15 protein-coding genes are annotated in these 18,635 nt (G+C 65.8%); 10 read left to right on the top strand and 5 right to left on the bottom strand.

Annotation, left to right across the window (positions count from 1 at the left end):
• The first annotated feature begins 142 nt into the window (after positions 1–142).
• Both blaBJP and ACVW16_RS08355 read left to right on the top strand, forming a co-directional pair.
• Positions 143–1,033, top strand: a complete 891-nt coding sequence (gene blaBJP, locus ACVW16_RS08350) for a BJP family subclass B3 metallo-beta-lactamase (RefSeq protein ID WP_456704837.1) — start codon at positions 143–145, stop codon at positions 1,031–1,033.
• Positions 1,034–1,329: 296 nt separating this feature from the next.
• Positions 1,330–3,336 (top strand): putative bifunctional diguanylate cyclase/phosphodiesterase, encoded by a 2,007-nt coding sequence (locus ACVW16_RS08355; protein ID WP_456735877.1) that lies wholly within the window; start codon positions 1,330–1,332, stop codon positions 3,334–3,336.
• A 7-nt stretch (positions 3,337–3,343) separates the two neighbouring features.
• Here the strand turns inward: ACVW16_RS08355 and hutU are convergent, their stop codons facing one another.
• The 3 genes from hutU to hutI are packed head-to-tail and all read right to left on the bottom strand — an operon-like array spanning position 3,344 to position 7,795.
• A complete protein-coding gene (gene hutU / locus ACVW16_RS08360) occupies positions 3,344–5,014 on the bottom strand; it encodes a urocanate hydratase (protein ID WP_456802338.1) in 1,671 nt (556 codons plus the stop codon).
• Positions 5,015–5,024: 10 nt separating this feature from the next.
• Positions 5,025–6,584 (bottom strand): histidine ammonia-lyase, encoded by a 1,560-nt coding sequence (gene hutH, locus ACVW16_RS08365; RefSeq protein WP_456704840.1) that lies wholly within the window; start codon positions 6,582–6,584, stop codon positions 5,025–5,027.
• Positions 6,581–7,795, bottom strand: a complete 1,215-nt coding sequence (gene hutI, locus ACVW16_RS08370) for an imidazolonepropionase (protein ID WP_456735879.1) — start codon at positions 7,793–7,795, stop codon at positions 6,581–6,583. Before hutI ends, hutH begins: the two co-directional genes overlap by 4 nt.
• A gap of 82 nt (positions 7,796–7,877) precedes the next feature.
• On the opposite strand from hutI, the gene ACVW16_RS08375 reads away from it, so the two are divergent.
• The 6 genes from ACVW16_RS08375 (at position 7,878) to ACVW16_RS08400 (ending at position 13,874) form a co-directional block, all read left to right on the top strand.
• The gene (locus ACVW16_RS08375; protein WP_456735880.1) at positions 7,878–9,236 is read left to right on the top strand and encodes a formimidoylglutamate deiminase; all 1,359 of its coding nucleotides are present in this window, start codon (positions 7,878–7,880) and stop codon (positions 9,234–9,236) included.
• On the top strand, positions 9,233–9,961 hold the full coding sequence (hutC, locus tag ACVW16_RS08380) for a histidine utilization repressor (RefSeq protein WP_456735881.1): 729 nt from the start codon (positions 9,233–9,235) through the stop codon (positions 9,959–9,961). Before ACVW16_RS08375 ends, hutC begins: the two co-directional genes overlap by 4 nt.
• 104 nt (positions 9,962–10,065) lie before the next feature.
• Entirely contained in the window at positions 10,066–11,010 is a 945-nt protein-coding gene (locus ACVW16_RS08385) for an ABC transporter substrate-binding protein (protein ID WP_456735882.1), read from the top strand.
• A 71-nt stretch (positions 11,011–11,081) separates the two neighbouring features.
• Positions 11,082–11,855, top strand: coding sequence for an ABC transporter permease (locus ACVW16_RS08390; protein ID WP_092238048.1), 774 nt, complete (start codon positions 11,082–11,084; stop codon positions 11,853–11,855).
• Complete coding sequence (locus ACVW16_RS08395) at positions 11,852–12,637, top strand: ABC transporter ATP-binding protein (RefSeq protein ID WP_456704845.1); 786 nt, start codon at positions 11,852–11,854, stop codon at positions 12,635–12,637. Before ACVW16_RS08390 ends, ACVW16_RS08395 begins: the two co-directional genes overlap by 4 nt.
• Positions 12,630–13,874, top strand: coding sequence for a hydantoinase/carbamoylase family amidase (locus ACVW16_RS08400; protein ID WP_456704846.1), 1,245 nt, complete (start codon positions 12,630–12,632; stop codon positions 13,872–13,874). The genes ACVW16_RS08395 and ACVW16_RS08400 overlap by 8 nt, the downstream gene beginning before the upstream one ends.
• A 9-nt stretch (positions 13,875–13,883) precedes the next feature.
• Here the strand turns inward: ACVW16_RS08400 and iolE are convergent, their stop codons facing one another.
• Both iolE and iolD read right to left on the bottom strand, forming a co-directional pair.
• The gene (iolE, locus tag ACVW16_RS08405; RefSeq protein WP_456704847.1) at positions 13,884–14,783 is read right to left on the bottom strand and encodes a myo-inosose-2 dehydratase; all 900 of its coding nucleotides are present in this window, start codon (positions 14,781–14,783) and stop codon (positions 13,884–13,886) included.
• Between the two features lie 15 nt (positions 14,784–14,798).
• Complete coding sequence (gene iolD, locus ACVW16_RS08410) at positions 14,799–16,640, bottom strand: 3D-(3,5/4)-trihydroxycyclohexane-1,2-dione acylhydrolase (decyclizing) (RefSeq protein WP_456704848.1); 1,842 nt, start codon at positions 16,638–16,640, stop codon at positions 14,799–14,801.
• Positions 16,641–16,852: 212 nt separating this feature from the next.
• Here iolD and iolG point away from each other — a divergent pair, with 212 nt between their 5' ends.
• Complete coding sequence (iolG, locus tag ACVW16_RS08415; protein ID WP_456704849.1) at positions 16,853–17,845, top strand: inositol 2-dehydrogenase; 993 nt, start codon at positions 16,853–16,855, stop codon at positions 17,843–17,845.
• 2 nt (positions 17,846–17,847) lie between these two features.
• On the top strand, positions 17,848–18,630 hold the full coding sequence (locus ACVW16_RS08420) for an inositol monophosphatase family protein (RefSeq protein ID WP_456704850.1): 783 nt from the start codon (positions 17,848–17,850) through the stop codon (positions 18,628–18,630).
• The last annotated feature ends 5 nt before the right edge of the window (positions 18,631–18,635 follow it).

Consider the following 18,635-nt stretch of genomic DNA (forward strand, 5'->3'; position numbering starts at 1 on the left):
GCAGCGACCGTTATTCCGCGCATGACGCGGAATTTTTCGAACGCGAGGCGGTTGCTGCCGCGCCACGCAACAACTAGCGTGCTGCCGGTCGATCAGCGGAGCTCGGCCGCGGTCGCAACGACATGACATCGGGAGGCAATCCATGAAAAAGCTCGCGGCGGCGCTGTGTGCGCTGGCGCTCCTCGCACCAGCTGCGCAGGCGCAATCGATCAAGGACTTCATGGCGGTCGTCATGAAGAAATGGACCGCGCCGTTCGACCCGTTCCAGCTGATCGACAACATCTATTACGTCGGCACCGACGGCATCGCCGTCTACATCATCAAGACCTCGCAGGGCCTGATCCTGATGGACACCGCGATGCCGCAGTCAACAGGCATGATCAAGGACAACATCGCCAAGCTGGGCTTCAAGGTTGCCGACATCAAATACATCCTGAACAGCCACGCCCATCTCGACCACACCGGCGGCTTCGCCGAGATCAAGCAGGAGAGCGGCGCACAGCTGGTGGCTGGCGAGCGCGACAAGCCGCTGCTCGAAGGCGGCTACTATCCGGGCGACGAGAGGAACGCCGATCTCAGCTTTCCGCCCGTCAAGGTCGATCGCACGGTGAAGGAAGGCGACAAGGTCACGCTCGGCGAGACTACGCTGACGGCACACGCGACACCAGGCCACTCGCCCGGCTGCACGAGCTGGGAGATGACGGTGAAAGACGGCGGCCAGGACCGCGAGGTGCTGTTCTTCTGCAGCGGCACCGTCGCGCTGAACCGGCTGGTGGGACAGCCGACCTATCCCGGCATCGTCGACGACTATCGCGCAACCTTCGCGAAGGCCAAGGCCATGAAGATCGACGTGCTGCTCGGGCCGCACCCGGAGGTCTATGGCATGCAGGACAAGCGCGCGCAGCAGATCAAGAGCGAGACGCCGAATCCGTTCGTCAAGCCGGGTGAGCTTGCGACGTATGCCAGCGGCCTGTCGAAGGATTTCGACAAGCAGCTCGCCAAGCAGACGGCGGCGCTGGAGATTGCGAAGTAGCAGTGCGCAGCTCGGCAAGATGCGAGGGGCGGCGATCGTCGGAGGCGATCGCCGCTACGACCGTCCGGACGCTTATGGTGAGCAAAACGTAACTGGAATGCGGGATCATTCGTGACAATCCCCGCCGCTCCCGTCTTCCATCCTTAACAGGCCCTCACCGATGCGCGCCGATTGAGGAACCCGCCGCAATTTGCAACCAGCGCTGGTGTTCCCCGGTGGAACCAATCTAACGCGGTCTTTACCCCAACCGTGCAAGATCGCCTTCGTTTTTGAAGGGATTTGGGGCGCGTATTGCAATGCCTGCCGTCGATTTGAAAGCCCAGTTCACCGCCGCGAAGCAGCTGTTCCGCGTGTCTGATGACCCGGACCTGATGCGTGCGCAATTCGATGCCTTCTCCAAGCAGATCCCGCTGCTGTACCTGGTCCTGATCAGCAACACGATCGCGGTCGCCTACAGCTACGTCAACGTCGCACCGAACTGGCTGACGATGATCGTGCCGAGCGCGCTGACGCTGCTCGCGGCGCTTCGGACATTCTGGTGGCTGCGCCAGCGCCACCTGGTGCGCAGCGATGCCGACATCCTGCGCAATCTGCGCGCCACGAACTGGATGACGCTGCCGATCGGCGCCGGATTCACCGCCTGGTCATTCGCGCTCTACCCGTACGGAGATCCCTTCGGCAAGAGTCAGATCGCCTTCTACATGGCGGTGACCGTGATCGGCTGCATCTTCTCGCTGATGCATCTGCGTTCGGCGGCCCTGATCGTGACTCTGGTCGTCGACGTTCCCTATGTGCTGTTCTTCTGGGCCACGGGCGAACCGACGTTGAAGGCGATCGCAGTCAACAACCTGCTGGTCTCCGGCGCGATGGTGATGGTGCTGTTCATCTATTATCGCGACTTCGCCGATCTCGTCGCCAGTCGCAAATCGCTGCTGACGCAGCAGGCGGCGACGCAGGCCCTGTCGGACGAGAACTTCCGCCTCGCCAACCTGGATTCCCTCACCGAACTGCCGAACCGCCGCCGCTTCTTCGCCGAGTTGTCGAGCGCGTTTGCTGATGCCGAGCGCAGGCACGTCGGCATCGCCGTCGGCATCATCGACCTCGACGACTTCAAGCCGATCAACGACAATTACGGCCATTCCGTCGGCGACCGCGTGTTGATCGAGGCCGGCCGCCGCATCCGCGAGGTCTGCGAGGGCTTTGGGCCGCAAAGGGTCGAGTTTGCGCGGCTCGGCGGCGACGAGTTCGGTGTCGTCGTATGCGGCGATCCCGAGGACGCCGATCTGGCGCGGCTCGGCGAGCGCATCGGCGAGCAGGTCAAGCTGCCCTACCAGCTCGGCACGGCGCATACCGGCCTGTCCTGCTCGATCGGCTTTGCGCTGTACCCGCGCTCGGCCTCGACGGCGGAGGCTCTGTATGAATGCGCCGATTATTCGCTGTATCATGCCAAGCGCCGTCTGGGCGGCCGCACCGTCACCTTCTCGAGCGAGCTGGAGGCGGAGATCCGCAGCCGCGGCGTGATCGAAAACCTGCTGCGCACCCTGGACTTCGACACCGAGATGGAGCTGGCGTTCCAGCCGATCGTCGACGCCATGAGCGAGCATACTGCAGGCTTCGAAGCGCTGGCTCGCTGGCAGAGCCCCCGCCTCGGCTGGGTTTCGCCAGCCGATTTCATCCCGGCCGCCGAGCGCATCGGCCTGATCCGCCCCCTGACCCAGTCGCTGCTGGTGCGCGCGCTCGGGGCCGCCAAGGCCTGGCCTGAGCACACCTGCCTCTCGTTCAACCTATCGGCCCACGACATCTGCTCGCCTGACGGAATCCTCGCGCTGATCGGCATCATCGAGAAGAGCGGCGTGGCTCCGCGCCGGCTCGATTTCGAGATCACCGAGACCGCCGTCACCTTCGATTTCGTGCGCGCCCAGCAGTCGATCGCCGCGCTCAAGGCGATGGGTTGCGGCATCTCGCTGGACGATTTCGGCACCGGCTATTCGTCGCTGAGCCATGTGCACCGCCTGCCGCTGGACAAGCTCAAGATCGATCGCAGCTTCGTCGCCGACATCAACGACAATCCCGTCAGCCACAAGATCGTCAAATCGCTCACCGGCCTGTGTGACGACATGGAGATCGCCTGCGTCGTCGAGGGCGTCGAGACCCGCGCCCAGCTCGACAGCCTGCGCCGTCTCGGCTGCGATTTCGTGCAGGGCTATTATTTCTCAAAGCCGATGCCCGGCGCGGCGATCGAGCAGTATCTCGCGAAGGAACGCGAGCGGTTCGACGGCGCCGACGCCAAGGTCGTCGCGTGAGGCGGCGCTACTTCGAAAGGCTCGGCAGATCGAGGCCCTTGTCGCGGGCGCAGTCGATCGCGATGTCGTAGCCTGCATCGGCGTGGCGCATGACGCCGGAGGCCGGATCGTTCCAGAGCACGCGCTCGATGCGCCTGGCCGCATCCGGCGTGCCGTCCGCGACGATCACCATGCCGGCGTGCTGGGAATAGCCGATGCCGACGCCGCCGCCATGATGCAGCGAGACCCAGGTCGCGCCGCTGGCGCAATTCAGGAGCGCGTTGAGCAGCGGCCAGTCGGACACGGCGTCCGAGCCGTCCTTCATCGCCTCGGTTTCCCGGTTCGGGCTTGCCACCGAGCCAGAGTCGAGATGATCGCGGCCGATCACGACAGGCGCCTTCAACTCGCCGCGCGCGACCATCTCGTTGAAGGCGAGGCCGAGGCGATGGCGATCGCCGAGACCAACCCAGCAGATCCGCGCCGGCAGGCCCTGGAACTTGATCCGCTCTCTCGCCATGTCGAGCCAGTTGTGCAGATGCTTGTCGTCGGGCATCAGCTCCTTGACCCTGGCGTCTGTCTTGAAGATGTCCTCGGGATCGCCCGAGAGCGCAGCCCAGCGGAACGGACCGATGCCGCGGCAGAACAGCGGACGGATATAGGCGGGCACGAAGCCGGGGAACACGAAGGCGTTTGTCAGGCCCATGTCCTGCGCCATCTGGCGGATGTTGTTGCCGTAGTCGAGCGTCGGGATTCCCTGCGCGTGGAAATCGAGCATGGCCTGGACGTGTTCGACCATCGAGCTCTTCGACGCACGCTCCACCGCTTTCGGATCGGAGGCGCGTTTTGCTTCCCAATCGGCGAGCGTCCAGCCCTTCGGCAAATAGCCGTTGATCGGATCGTGCGCGCTGGTCTGGTCGGTGACGATGTCGGGCCTGACGCCACGGCGCACGAGCTCCGGGAAAATCTCGGCGGCGTTGCCGAGCAGGCCGACCGAGACCGGCTTCTTCGTCTCCGCGGCCTCCGCCAGGATCGCGAGCGCTTCATCGAGCGTTGCGGACTGGCGGTCGAGATAGCCGGTGCGCAACCGCATCTCGATGCGGCTCGGCTGGCATTCGACCGCGAGCATCGAGGCGCCGGCCATCGTCGCCGCCAGCGGCTGCGCGCCGCCCATACCGCCGAGGCCGGCGGTGAGAATCCATCTGCCGGCGAGGCTGCCGCCATAGTGCCGACGGCCGACCTCGACGAAGGTCTCGTAAGTGCCCTGCACGATGCCCTGGCTGCCGATATAGATCCAGGAACCCGCCGTCATCTGCCCGTACATCATCAGGCCCTGGCGATCGAGCTCGTTGAAATGATCGAGCGTCGCCCAATGCGGCACGATGTTGGAGTTGGCGATCAGCACGCGCGGCGCATCGGCATGGGTGCGGAAGATGCCGACCGGCTTGCCTGATTGCACCAGCAGCGTCTGGTCGTTCTCGAGCTTGCGCAACGCCGCGGTGATCCGGTCGAAGCTCTCCCAGTCGCGCGCGGCGCGCCCGATGCCGCCGTAGACGACGAGCTCGCTCGGGCGTTCCGCGACGTCGGGATCGAGATTGTTCATGAGCATGCGCAGCGGCGCTTCCGTCAGCCAGCTCTTGGCGCTGATCTCGCTGCCTCGAGGGGCGCGGATGGTGCGGTCATTGTCCAGTCGGCGGTTCATGCGGACCTCTTCAGCTCAGTCTCGGAAACGGATCGGTTGAAAGCCTGGCGAGCGCCGCCGACGGCAATGCATCGGCTTCGATCAGCGCGGCGGCTTCGGCGAGATCGCCGGCCATGTATCGATCGGCGCCAAGCGCAGGCACCTGCTCGCGGAGCGCGGCGATGACGGCTGCGAGCGGCCCGCTGGTCGCATGCGGCGCGCGCAGCGTGATACCTTGGGCAGCGACCAGCAGCTCGATGCCCAAAATGGCGGCGAGATTGTCGGCCATGTCGGACAGCCGCCGCGCGGCATGCGCCGCCATGGAGACATGGTCTTCCTGGTTGGCGCTGGTCGGCGTCGAGTCGATCGAGCAGGCCGCGGCGCGCTGCTTGTTCTCGGCATAGAGTGCAGCCGCCGTCACCTCGGCGATCATGAAGCCGGAATTGATGCCGGGATCCGGCGTCAGGAACGGCGGCAGGCCAAAGTTCAGCGCCGGATCGACCAGCGTCGCGATACGCCGCTCGCTGATCGCGCCGATCTCCGACAGCGCCAGCGCGATCGTGTCGGCGGCAAAGGCCACCGGCTCCGCATGGAAATTGCCCCCGGAGACGATCTCGCCGGTCTCGACCAGAACCAGCGGATTGTCGGTGACGGCATTGGCCTCGACGATCAGCGTGCGCGCAGCCTGCGTGATCAGATCCAGCGCGGCCCCCGCGACCTGCGGCTGGCAGCGCAGGCAATAGGGATCCTGCACGCGCTCGTCGCCTTCGAGATGCGACAACCTGATGTCGCTGCCATCGAGCAGCGCGGTCAGCGTCGCGGCCGCGGCGATCTGGCCGGGATGACCGCGCAGCGCCTGGATCTCGGGACGGAACGGCGCGGTCGAGGCCATCGCGGCATCGACCGACAGCGCACCGGTGACGAGCGCCGCGCGGGCGAGGCGAAATGCGCGCAGCACGCCTGATATGGCGTAGGCGGTCGAGAACTGCGTGCCGTTGATCAGCGCGAGCCCCTCCTTGGGGCCAAGCGTCAGCGGTGCGAGACCGGCTGCAGCGAGTGCTTCGCGGCCGGACACCGTCTTGCCATCGACGATCGCCTGCCCCTCGCCGATCATCACCGCGGTCATATGCGCGAGCGGGGCGAGATCGCCGGAGGCGCCGACCGAACCCTGCTGAGGTACCAGCGGATACACGCGTTGCGCCAGCATGGCCTGCAGTTGCTCGATCACGTCGCGGCGCACGCCGGAGGCGCCGCGCCCGAGCGAGATGATTTTCAGCGCGATCATCAGCCGGACGATCGGCTCGGGCGTCGCCGGGCCGACGCCGCAGCAATGCGAGACGATGAGATTGCGTTGGAGCAGCGCGGTCTGCTCGGGGGGAATGCGCTTCGAGGCCAGCTTCCCGAAGCCGGTGTTGATGCCATAGACGGGGGCAGCCGCCTGAGCAGCGTTCGCGACGATCGCCGCAGCCGCCTCGACACGCGGCCAGAATGCGACATCGAGCACGACGGGCGCGCCTTCCAGCACGCGCGCGAGATCGTCGAGGCTGACCGTTCCCTTGATGGTGACCATCGCGGCGCCCGGCTCCGTCACTGGCCCCTCCAGACGCGGCGGTGCAGCGGATTGAAGCCGATGCGATAGACCAGCTCGGCGGGACGCTCGATGTCCCAGATTGCGAGATCGCACCATTTGCCGGCCTCGAGCGTGCCGGTCTCGTCGAGCACGCCGAGCGCCCGCGCGCCTTCGCGGGTGACGCCCGTGAGGCATTCGGCGACATTCATCCGGAACAACGTCGCGCCCATGTTCATCGCAAGCAGCAGCGAGGTCAGCGGCGAGCTGCCGGGATTGCAGTCGGTCGCCAGCGCCATGTGCACGCCATGCTTGCGGAAGACCTCGACCGGCGGCTTTTGCGTCTCGCGAATGAAGTAGTAGGCGCCAGGCAGCAGCACGGCGACCGTGCCGGCCTTCGCCATTGCCGCGGCGCCGGCTTCGTCGGTATGCTCGAGATGATCGGCCGAGAGCGCGGAGAATCTTGCAGCGAGTGCCGCGCCGCCGAGATTCGAGAGCTGATCGGCATGAAGCTTCACGGGCAGACCGAGCGACCTTGCCGCCTCGAACACAAGCGCGGTCTGCTCGGCCGAGAATGCGATGCCTTCCATGAAGGCATCGACGGCATCGGCAAGCCCCGCCTGTGCCACCGCAGGCAGCATCGCCTTGCAGACGAGATCGATGTAGCGATCCTTGTCGCCATCGGCTTCCACCGGCAGCGCGTGCGCGCCGAGGAAGGAGGTGCGGATCGCGACCTTCCGTTGACGGCCGAGGCTGCGCGCGGCAGAAAGCTGCCGCATCTCGGTCTCGACGTCGAGGCCGTAGCCGGACTTGATCTCGATCGTCGTGACGCCCTCGCCGATCAGCGCATCAAGCCGCGGCAGCGCGCTTGCGACGAGTTCGGCCTCGCTGGCCTTGCGTGTCGCGGCGACCGTGGAGACGATGCCGCCGCCGGCGCGCGCGATCTCCTCGTAGCTCGCGCCCTTCAGGCGCAACTCGAATTCCTGGGCCCGGTTGCCGCCATAGACGAGATGGGTGTGGCAGTCGACGAGCCCCGGTGTGATCCAGCGCCCCTCGCAATCGATCCGCTGGATGGCGTCGGCATTGTCAGGGAAATCCGCCGCCGCGCCGGCATAGACGATGTAGCCGCCGCGCACGGCAATCACGCCATGCTCGATCTCGCCGAGATCGGGACGATCGGCCCGCATCGTGGCCAGCCGGGCGTTATGCCAGATCCGGTCGAAGCGCTGTGTCATGCGACGGTCCCTTCGTGGGATGCTTGACTTATATGTCTAGACATATAATCGTAAGACGGTTCTGTCCAGCCGGCGTGTCATCATGTCCCGACTGCATTTCGCCTCCGCGCTCCTGCCTTCGGGCTGGGCCACTGACGTGCAGGTGGTGATCACCGCTGGCGCGATTGCGGACGTGACGCCTGATGTGGCGCCTGATAGCGGCGACGAGCGCCACGACATCGCGCTGCCGGGGCTTGCGAGCCTGCACAGCCACGCCTTTCAGCGCGGCATGGCGGGACTTGCCGAGTTGCGCGGCAACTCGACCGACACCTTCTGGACCTGGCGCGAGACGATGTATCGTTTCGCACTGGCGGTGACGCCCGATGACGTGACGGCCGTTGCGACGCTGCTTTACGTCGAGATGCTGGAGCAGGGTTTTACCCGCGTCGGCGAATTCCATTATCTCCACCACGACCGCGACGGCTCGCCCTACACCGATCCCGCCGAGATGGCCGCGCGGATTGCGCAAGCGGCCGAATCCTCCGGCATTGGCCTCACGTTGTTGCCGAGCTTCTATGCGCATGGGTCCTTCGGCGGCACCGCGCCGCATGACGGCCAGCGCCGTTTCATCTGTTCGGTCGATCAGTTCGCCAAGCTCATGGCTGCGTCACGCAAGACCATCGCAAAACTGCCCGGCGCCAATATCGGCGTCGCCCCGCACAGCCTGCGCGCCGTGGCGCCGGACGAACTCTCGGCGATCATTCCGCTCGCCAATGGCGGCCCTGTGCATATTCATGCCGCGGAACAGGTGAAGGAAGTCGAGGATTGCCTGGCCTGGTCGGGGCGGCGTCCGGTGCAATGGCTGCTGGAGCACGCGCCGGTCGATCGGCACTGGTGCGTCATTCACGCGACGCACATGACGGAGCAGGAAGTCAGCGCATTGGCGAAGACCGGCGCGGTGGCGGGCCTCTGCCCCATCACCGAAGCGAGCCTCGGCGACGGCATCTTTCCCGCGCGCGAATTTCTCGACGCCGGCGGATCGTTCGGCATCGGCACCGATTCCAACGTGCTGGTCGGCGCCGCCGATGAACTGCGCCAGCTTGAATACGGCCAGCGGCTCAAGCATCGCGCGCGCAACGTGTTGTCGGGCGGCGCGGGCCGTTCGACCGGTCGCACGCTGTTCGACGCTGCCGTCGCAGGCGGCGCGCAGGCGATGGCGCAGCCAGCAGTCGGTCTCTCCCCTGGTGCACGTGCTGACATCGTCACGCTCGACGGCTCGCACCCGTCGCTGGCAGGACGGGCGCGCGACGCCGTGATTGACGGCTGGATCTTCGCCGCTGGCAGCACCGCGATCGATTGCGTCTGGGCCGGCGGCAACAAGGTCGTCGAGGGCGGCCGGCATAAATGGCGCCAAGCTGCGCGCGAGCGCTTCAAGGCGGCAGTGCGGAGGCTCGTCGCATGAGCCTTTCGACCGAGACGGCCGATAAGCCGACGCTCTACAAGCGCATTCGCGCCGACATCGAGAAGCGCATCCTGACCGGCGAATGGCCGCCGGGCCATCGCATTCCGTTCGAGCATGAGCTCGTTGCCCGCTACGGCTGCTCGCGCATGACCGTGAACAAGGCGCTGTCCGAGCTCGCGCAGGCCGACCTGATCGAGCGGCGGCGCCGGGCCGGCTCCTTCGTGCGAAGGCCGCAGCATCAGTCGGCAGTGCTCAAGATTGCCGACATCCGCGCCGAGATCACCGCGCTCGGCCGCAGCTATGGCTACGAGTTGATCAGCCGCAAGCAGCGCACCGCGACTGCTGCTGACTGCGAACGTCTCGGCGTCAAGAAGGCCGGCAAGGTCGTCGCGATCTCCTGCCGCCACAGTGCCGACCAGGTGCCGTTCGCCGTCGAGGATCGGCTGATCGATCTGTCATCCGTGCCTTCTGCGGCGACCGCGGATTTTTCCCAGGAACCGCCCGGCTCCTGGCTGCTTCATCATGTCCCCTGGACGGAGGCCGAGCACACGATCAGCGCCATCGTCGCGGATGATCGCACGGCGGAGGCGCTCGACATCGCGATCGGCGCGCCATGCCTCGTGATCGACCGCTATACCTGGCGCAGCGCGCGCACCATCACCGCGGTGCGCCTGCTCTATCCCGGCGATTCTCACCGACTTGTCGCGCGATTCAAGGGAGGCTGAGGGAACGATGTCGGCACAAATCGTGCAATGCTTCCGGCAACGGTCCATGGGGACCGACAGAGATCAACAGGACGTCAATCCATCTGGGCAAGAGGACGACAATCATGCGTAGTTCGACAATTTTTGCGACCATCATTGCGCTCGCGGCCACGCCGCCCGCGCTCGCCGACGACGTCAAGGTCGGAATCGGCATCTCCGGCTGGACCGGCTTCGCGCCGCTGACGCTGGCGAAGGAAGCCGGCATCTTCAAGAAGAACGGCCTCGACGTCACCATCAAGAAGATCCCGCAGAAGGACCGCCACCTCGCCATCGCTTCGGGCGACGTCCAGTGCGCGGCGACCACGGTCGAGACCTGGATCTCCTGGAACGCCAACGGCGTCGCGACCAAGCAGATCTTCCAGCTCGACAAGAGTTTTGGTGCCGATGGCATGGCCGTGCGCAACGACATCACGTCGATCAAGGAGCTGAAAGGCAAGACGGTCGCGGCCTCCGCGCCCGGCACCTCGCCCTATTTCGCGCTGGCCTGGATGCTGAAGAAGAATGGCCTCACGGTGAAGGACGTCACCGTCGTGAACCTCGAACCGGCTGCGGCTGCGCAGGCCTTCGTCTCCGGTCAGAACGACGCCGCGATGACTTACGAACCGTATCTGTCGACCGTGCGCGCCGCCCCTGACAAGGGCAAGATCATCGCGACCACGCTCGACTATCCGATCGTGATGGACACGTTCGGCTGCACGCCGAAATTCCTCAGCGAGAACCCGAAGGCGGCGCAGGCACTGGCCAACAGCTATTTCGAAGCGCTCGACATGATCGCCAAGGACCAGGCCAAGTCCTACGAGATCATGGGCGCCGACGTGAAGCAGACCGGCGAGCAGTTCGGCAACTCGGCAAAGTACCTGCGCTGGCAGGACAAGGCCGCGAACCAGAAGTTCTTTGCAGGCGATTTCCTCGCCTTCAACAAGGATGCGACCGAGCTGCTGCTCGAAATGGGCATCATCAAATCGGCGCCGAAGGTCGAAGACCTCTTCGACGCCAGCTTCATCAAGTAGGCCCCGACAAGCCGCTTGGTCCCGCCGTGCGGCGGGACCAGCCTATGTTCGACCACTCGGATAGACCAACGATGCGTCCTCTGGATTCCGTGACATCGAGGCAGCGCGTGGCCTACGGCCTCGCGTTCTTCGTGCTGTTCGTCGCCCTCTGGTCCTGGGCGACCTTCGGCGGTCATGTGTCGAAGACATTCCTCGCCAATCCGCTGACCATGGTGCAGGAGGGCTATGACCTCCTGGCCAAGCAGGGCTTCCTGCTCGACATCGGCATGACGGTCTGGCGCGTCGTCGGCGGCTTTGCGCTGGCCGCGGTCATCGCGGTGCCGCTCGGCGTGCTCATGGGCGCCTACAAGCCGATCGAAGCGTTCCTCGAGCCGTTCGTGTCCTTTGCGCGCTATTTGCCGGCATCGGCTTTCATTCCCCTGTTGATCCTGTGGGCCGGCATCGGCGAGTTGCAGAAGCTGCTGGTCATCTTCATCGGCTCGGTGTTCCAGGTCATTCTGATGGTCGCCGTGACCGTCGGCGCGACGCGACGCGATCTGGTGGAAGCCGCCTATACTTTGGGGGCCAGCGACCGCGGCATCATCCGCAGGGTGCTGCTGCCCTCCTCCGCGCCTGAGATCGCGGAAATCCTGCGGCTGGTGCTGGGCTGGGCCTGGACCTATGTCATTGTCGCCGAGCTGATCGGCTCGTCCTCCGGCATCGGCCATATGATCACCGACAGCCAGGCGTTGCTCAACACCGGGCAGATCATCTTCGGCATCATCGTGATCGGATTGATCGGCCTGCTCTCGGATTTCATGTTCAAGGCGTTCAATGCCTGGCTGTTTCCGTGGAGGCTCGCATGACCACGCTCAAGATCGAGCAGGTCTCGCGCACCTTCCCGGCCCGTCACGGCAATGCGCCGACCAAGGCGCTGGAGCCGACCGATCTGGTCATCGGCAACAACGACTTCGTCACCATCCTCGGTCCGTCCGGCTGCGGCAAGTCCACGCTGCTGCGCATCGTCGCCGGCCTCGACCGTCCGAGCAGCGGCCGCGTCACGCTCGATGGCCGCGAAGTCACCGGCCCCGGCGCCGATCGCGGCATGGTGTTCCAGTCCTACACGCTGTTTCCCTGGCTGACCGTGCGCGAGAACATCGCCTTCGGCCTGCGTGAGCGCGGCTTGCCGGAAGCGGAGCGCAACAAAGTCGCCGACGCGTTCATCCGCCAGGTGGGACTATCAGGCTTCGAGAACCATTGGCCCAAGCAGCTTTCCGGCGGCATGCAGCAGCGCACGGCGATTGCGCGTGCACTCGCCAATGATCCGAAGATCCTCTTGCTGGACGAGCCCTTCGGCGCGCTTGATAACCAGACCCGCGCCCTGATGCAGGAAATGCTGCTGGGCATCTGGGAGCGCGATCAGAAGACCGTGCTGTTCGTGACCCACGACATCGAAGAAGCGATCTTCCTCGGCAGCCGCGTCATCGTGATGAGCGCGCGCCCCGGCCGGATCAAGGCCGAGATCGCCGTCGACCTGCCGCATCCACGCTCCTACAAGATCAAGACCACCCCCGAGTTCGTCCAGCTCAAGGAACGCCTGGTCGAGGAGATCCGCACCGAGGCGCTGAAGGTTGCCGAACATGCCTGACACCAATCCGCACGCCGACGGTCAGCGTGTCCTCGCCGATCTCAATGCGCTCCGCGCCTTCGGCACCTACAAGACCGGCGTGCACAAGCCGACCTTTTCGGAGCCGCACAGGCAGTCGCTCGATTGGCTGGTGCGCAAGCTGCCGGAGGCCGGCCTCACGGGTGCGATCGACGGCATCGGCAACATCGTGGGCACCAGCGCGAAGCCCGGGCGAAAGCTGCTCGCCGGATCGCACCTCGAAAGCCAGAACTACGCCGGCTGGCTGGATGGCCCGCTCGGCGTCGTGTATGCGCTGGAGGCCGCACGGGTGCTCAATGCCGATCCTTCCGTGCAGGGCGCGGTCGAAGTCGCCGCGTGGTGCGACGAGGAGGGGCATTTCGGCAGCTTCCTCGGCTCACGCTCCTATGTCGGGCAGGTAAGCGAGGCCGAGATCGACGCCGCGCGCGATCGCACCAATGGACGCACCATGCGCGACGCGCTTCTCGACATGGGGCTCGCCGGACGTCCGCGTGTCAGCGCCGAGCCGGGACGGCACGTCGGCTATCTCGAGGCGCATATCGAGCAGGGCGACACGCTCGAAAGCGGCAACCTCGCGATCGGTGTCGTGACCTCCATCGTCGGCATCTGGCAGTACCGCATCAGCTTCACCGGCGAGCAGAACCATGCCGGAACCACGCGCATGGCGGTGCGCAAGGATGCCGGCCTGGCCCTGGCCAAGTTCTGCGTCGCGATCGACGAGCGTTTCCCGGCTGCGTGTGGGACGCGCACGGTCTGGACCACGGGCCGCATCACGCTCGATCCGGGCGCACCGAGCATCATTCCCGGCACTGCCGAGATGCTGTTCCAGATCCGCGACGACAATCCGGCCGTGATCGCGCGGCTGGAGCAGTTGCTGCAAACGATGGCGGCTGAGGTCACCGCGAAAGGCCCCTGCTCCGTCGCCGTGGTGAAAATCCGCACCGGCGCGCCTGCCATGATGAACGCGGGCATTCAGGACGCCATCGAAGCTGCGAGCAAGGCGCTTGCCGGCGGACGATCGCTGCGCATGCCGAGCGGCGCCGGCCATGATGCCCAGATGCTCGCGACCATCATGCCCGCAGGCATGCTGTTCGTGCCCTCAATCGGCGGCATCAGCCATCACTGGACCGAGAACACCGCGGATGCCGATATCGTCACCGGCGCGCAGGTGTTTGTCGATGCCTGCCGGCGGATTCTGACCAGCCAGCTTCGTGCCTAACGTCCGGACTCAGGCGAGCCCAGCCTCCTTCAGGCTCTGCTTGAGATGGGCGACGCCCTTCCTGGCGTAGGTCAGCGGGTGCGCCTTCTCGGGGTCCTGCTCCGCCTCGACCACGACCCAACCGGAATAGCCCGGCAGTTCGCGGAAGACCGCCGGATAATCGACCATTCCATCGCCGGGGACGGTGTAGACACCCAGCTCGCTGCCTTGCCCCAGCACCGCATCGAGGAAGCTCCAGTCCTCGCGCCGCGCCTGCTCCATGACGGCCTGACGCACGTCCTTGGCGTGAACATGGCTGATGCGGGCGCGATATTGTCGGGCCAGCGCGGCTGGATCGGCGCCGCCCCACGTGGCGTGGCCGGTGTCGAGCAGGAGATGAGCGGCCTCGCCGGTCGCCGCCATGAAGGCGTCGATGTCGTCAGCGCTCTCCACGATGGTGCCGATGTGATGATGATAGACCAGCCTGACGCCCTCGGCGAGCGTACGCTCGGCGACCCCAGTGATACGGCGGCCGAACTCAGCCCAGTCGCCGGCCTTCATGATTGGCCGCTGCGATAGCGGCTTGCTGCGATCGCCATGGATCGCATTCGAGGTCTCAGCGAACACAAGCACTGATGATCCCATTGCCTTCAGGAGATCGAGATGCGGGCGCAGATGCCGCATCTCCTCATCGGCATCGCGCTTCAGAAGCTCCGCCGAATACCAGCCGGAGATGCAGGCCATGCCGAAGGGCGCGAGCGCGGCCTTCAGCGCCTGCGGCTCGCGCGGAAATTTGTGGCCGAGCTCCATGCCCTCGAAGCCCGCCTCGCGCGCCTCCGCCAGGCAGGTCTCGAGCGGTGTCGCACCGCCGATCTCCTGGAGATCGTCGTTCGACCAGCCGATAGGATTGGCGCCGATACGGATAGGCATGTCGTCCTCGCTTGATTAATATTTGCGGCGCACGAGCGCCTCGACATAGCCGCGCCTCGCGGCCTCGACCTCGGTGCGCTCCGAGACCTCCGGCACCGCCACATCCCACCAATGGCCGCCGGCATCGGTCGAGGGCAGCGGGTCGGTGTCGATCACGATGACGCTGGTTCGATCGTGGCGCCGAGCCTCGTCGAACGCCGCTTCCAGCTCGGCGATGCCAGCGACCTTGCGCGCGATCGCCCCCATCGCGGCGGCGTGGGCTGCGAAGTCGATCTCAGGCAGGGTCTCGTGGCGAGCGTCGCGGAGCAGGTTGTTGAAAGGTGCGCCGCCGGTCGCCTTCTGGAGCCGGTTGATGCAGCCGAAGCCGCGGTTATCGAGCACGACGATGATGAGTTTCGCACCTGACATCACCGACGTGGCGATCTCGGAATTCATCATCAGATAGGAGCCGTCGCCGACCATCACGACGACTTCGCGCGTAGGATCGGCGAGCTTGACGCCCAGCCCGCCGGCGATCTCGTAGCCCATGCAGGAATAGCCGTATTCCATGTGGTAGCCGCCGGGCGCACCCGGCTGCCAGAGCTTGTGCAACTCGCCGGGCAAGCCACCGGCTGCGCAAAGCACGACATCGCTTGGCTGGCTGCGGCGCTGAACCGCGCCGATGACCTGAGCATCGCTCGGCAAGGTTTCGTTGCCGGCAGCGGTGTAGCGCGCAGCCGTTTCCAGCCACGCCGTGCGGCCGGTCCTTGCCTGCTCGGTCCAGCTGGCAGGGGCCGCCCAGCCCTGAAGCGCGGCGCCGAGTTCGGCCAAGCCGACCTTGGCATCGCCGACGAGTGGCTGCGCACGATGCTTGCCGGCATCAAAGGCCTGCGTATTGAGGCCGACGATCCGGCACGCGGGATCGGCAAAGAGCGAGCGTGAGCCGGTGGTGAAATCCTGCAAGCGCGTGCCGATCGCGAGCACGAGATCGGCTCGCCGCGCCGCATCGTTGGCCGCGCCGGTGCCGGTGACGCCGACCGCGCCGAGATTGAGCTTGTGGTCGTGAGGCAGCGCACTCTTGCCGGCTTGCGTTTCCGCAACCGGGATGCCGTGCGCCGTGCAGAAGGCGGCAAGGTCACCTTCCGCCTCGCTATAAAGGACCCCGCCGCCGGCAATGATGAGCGGGCGCTTCGCTGCCTTGAGCAGGGCTGCGGCCTGCGCCAGCTGCTTCTCGTCGGCCCGCGCCCGGCGCGGCTGCCAGACGCGCTCGGCGAAGAACCAGTCGGGATAGTCGAAGGCTTCCGTCTGCACGTCCTGGCAGAGCGCGAGCGTCACGGGTCCGCATTCGGCCGGATCGTCAAGAACCTGCATCGCGCGCTCGAAGGCGGGCATGATCTGCTCGGGCCTGGTGATGCGGTCGAAATAGCGCGAGACAGGCCGGAAGCAATCATTGGCCGAGACGGTGCCGTCGCCGAAATCCTCGATCTGCTGCAGCACCGGATCGGGGCGGCGTCCGGCGAAGACATCGCCCGGCAGCAGCAACACCGGCAGGCGATTGACGTGAGCAACGGCTGCCGCCGTCACCATATTGGTCGCGCCGGGGCCGATCGAGCTCGTCACCGCCATCATGCGCCGGCGCCGCGAGGCCTTGGCGAAAGCGATCGCGGCATGCGCCATCGCCTGCTCATTATGCGCGCGCAAGGTTGGCAGACGATCGCGAACGGCATACAGCGCTTCGCCGAGACCCGCGACATTGCCATGCCCGAAGATCGCCCAAACACCGGCGAAAAGTGGTTGATCCCGCCCGTCGATCACCGTCCTCTGCGCCGCCATCGCGGCGACGAGCGCCTGCGCCATGGTCAGCCTGATCGTCGCCATCACTCGCTCCCACTCAACCGCGCCGTTTCGGCCCGCATCCGCCGGCCGAAATGTTCCATCATCGGCCGACTGCGCCTTGTCGTCGTCCGATCTGGCACGATGCCGTGATGCGGCTGATGGCATCGAGAAGGGCACGCGTCCGACCTTGACTAGGCGGCGCAGAGAATGGAATGCTTATCCGAATAGTCAAGCAAGACGAAGAAAATATGCCAATGCGGTTTGGACTTCTCGGCGCCGGCAGAATCGGGCGTATTCACGGCCTCAATGTCGCGGCGCGCGCCGATGCACGGCTCGTCGCGGTGGCCGACGCCTCGCGCGAGGCTGCGTCCTCGCTGGCGCAGGCTACAGGTGCGAAAGCGGCCGATGCGGATGCGATCCTGAACGATTCCGGCATCGACGCCATCCTGATCTGTACGCCGACCGACACGCATGCCGACCTGATCGAAGCTGCCGTCTCGGGCGGCAAGGCGGTGTTCTGCGAAAAGCCGGTCGATCTCGATTCGGACCGCATTCGCCGTTGCCTGGCGACGGTCGAGACATCCGGCAAGCCTCTGATGATCGGCTTCAACCGCCGCTTCGATCCGAACTTCGCTGCGCTGGAGAAACGGCTGCGCAGCGGCGAGGCCGGCGAAATCGAGATCGTCAGCGTCATCTCGCGCGATCCCGGACCGCCGCCGGTCGACTATGTGAAGCGCTCGGGCGGTCTGTTCCGCGACATGATGATCCATGATTTCGACATGGCGCGCTTCCTGCTCGCCGAGGAGCCGGTCGAGGTTTTCGCGCTCGGCTCGGCGCTGGTGGACAAGGCCATCGGCGAAGCCGGCGACGTCGATACCGCCGCCGTGCTGATGAAGACGGCGAGCGGACGGATCGCGCAGATCTCGAATTCGCGCCGCGCCACTTACGGCTACGACCAGCGCATCGAGGTGCATGGCTCGAAGGGAATGCTGAGAGCCGGCAACATCCACGAGACGACCGTCGAAATCGCAACCGGCCAGGGCTTTCGCGCCGATCCGGTGCAGAACTTCTTCCTCGAACGCTATGCCGCCGCTTATCGCGCCGAGCTCGCGGCCTTCATCGATGCCTGCGCTGGCAAGGCCGCGCCCTCTCCGACTGGTCGCGATGGGCTGCGCGCCCAGATGCTCGCCGACGCGGCGACCGAGTCGGCGCGCACCGGCCGCCCCGTCGCCATCAAGGCCGCCTGACGATGATTCCGGCCGAACTGCTGCTGCGCCGCTACGCGGTCCAGGGCCTCGTCGCCGAGGCGGGGCGCATTGCACTCGACTATTTCAGCCGCAAGGAAAGTCTCGGCGTCACGATGAAGGGGGCGCAGGATTGGCTCACCGTGGCCGACGGCGCGGTGGAGGAGTTCCTGCGTGCGCGGCTGGCTGCACTTTTTCCCGACGATACGGTGATCGGCGAGGAAGGCGGCGGCGATGCCAGCGATGCGGTCTGGATCATCGATCCGATCGACGGCACCGCGAACTTCGCCCGTGGCGATCGCAACTGGTGCATCTCAGTAGGCTTCCTGCTTGACTACAAGCCGACGATCGGAATTGTCGCCGCGCCGGCGCTCGACGAGCTCTATGTCGCACAGCGCGGACATGGCGCGACGCTGAACGGACAGAAGATTGCCGTCTCCGGTGCCGATGACATCCGACGCGCTTCTATCGAGCTGGGCTGGTCGGCCCGTACACCGTCGCAGCGCTATCTCGAGGTGATCGGCCGCGCTAATGCCTCCGGCTGCTCGATCAAGCGTTCGGGCTCGGGCACGCTGGGTCTCTGCAATGTCGCGAACGGGCGCACCGACGCTTATGCCGAGCCGCACATCAATGCCTGGGACGTCGCCGCCGGCATTGTGATCGTTGCCGAGGCCGGCGGCTTTGTGAACGATTTCTTCGCGGGCGACGGTATCAGCAAGGGCAATGCGATCCTGTGCTGCACGCCGTCGCTAGCGTCGCAGCTCAGCGACATCACCGGGATTGCCTAGCAGCC

It is taken from the genome of Bradyrhizobium sp. USDA 4474, from assembly GCF_054057515.1.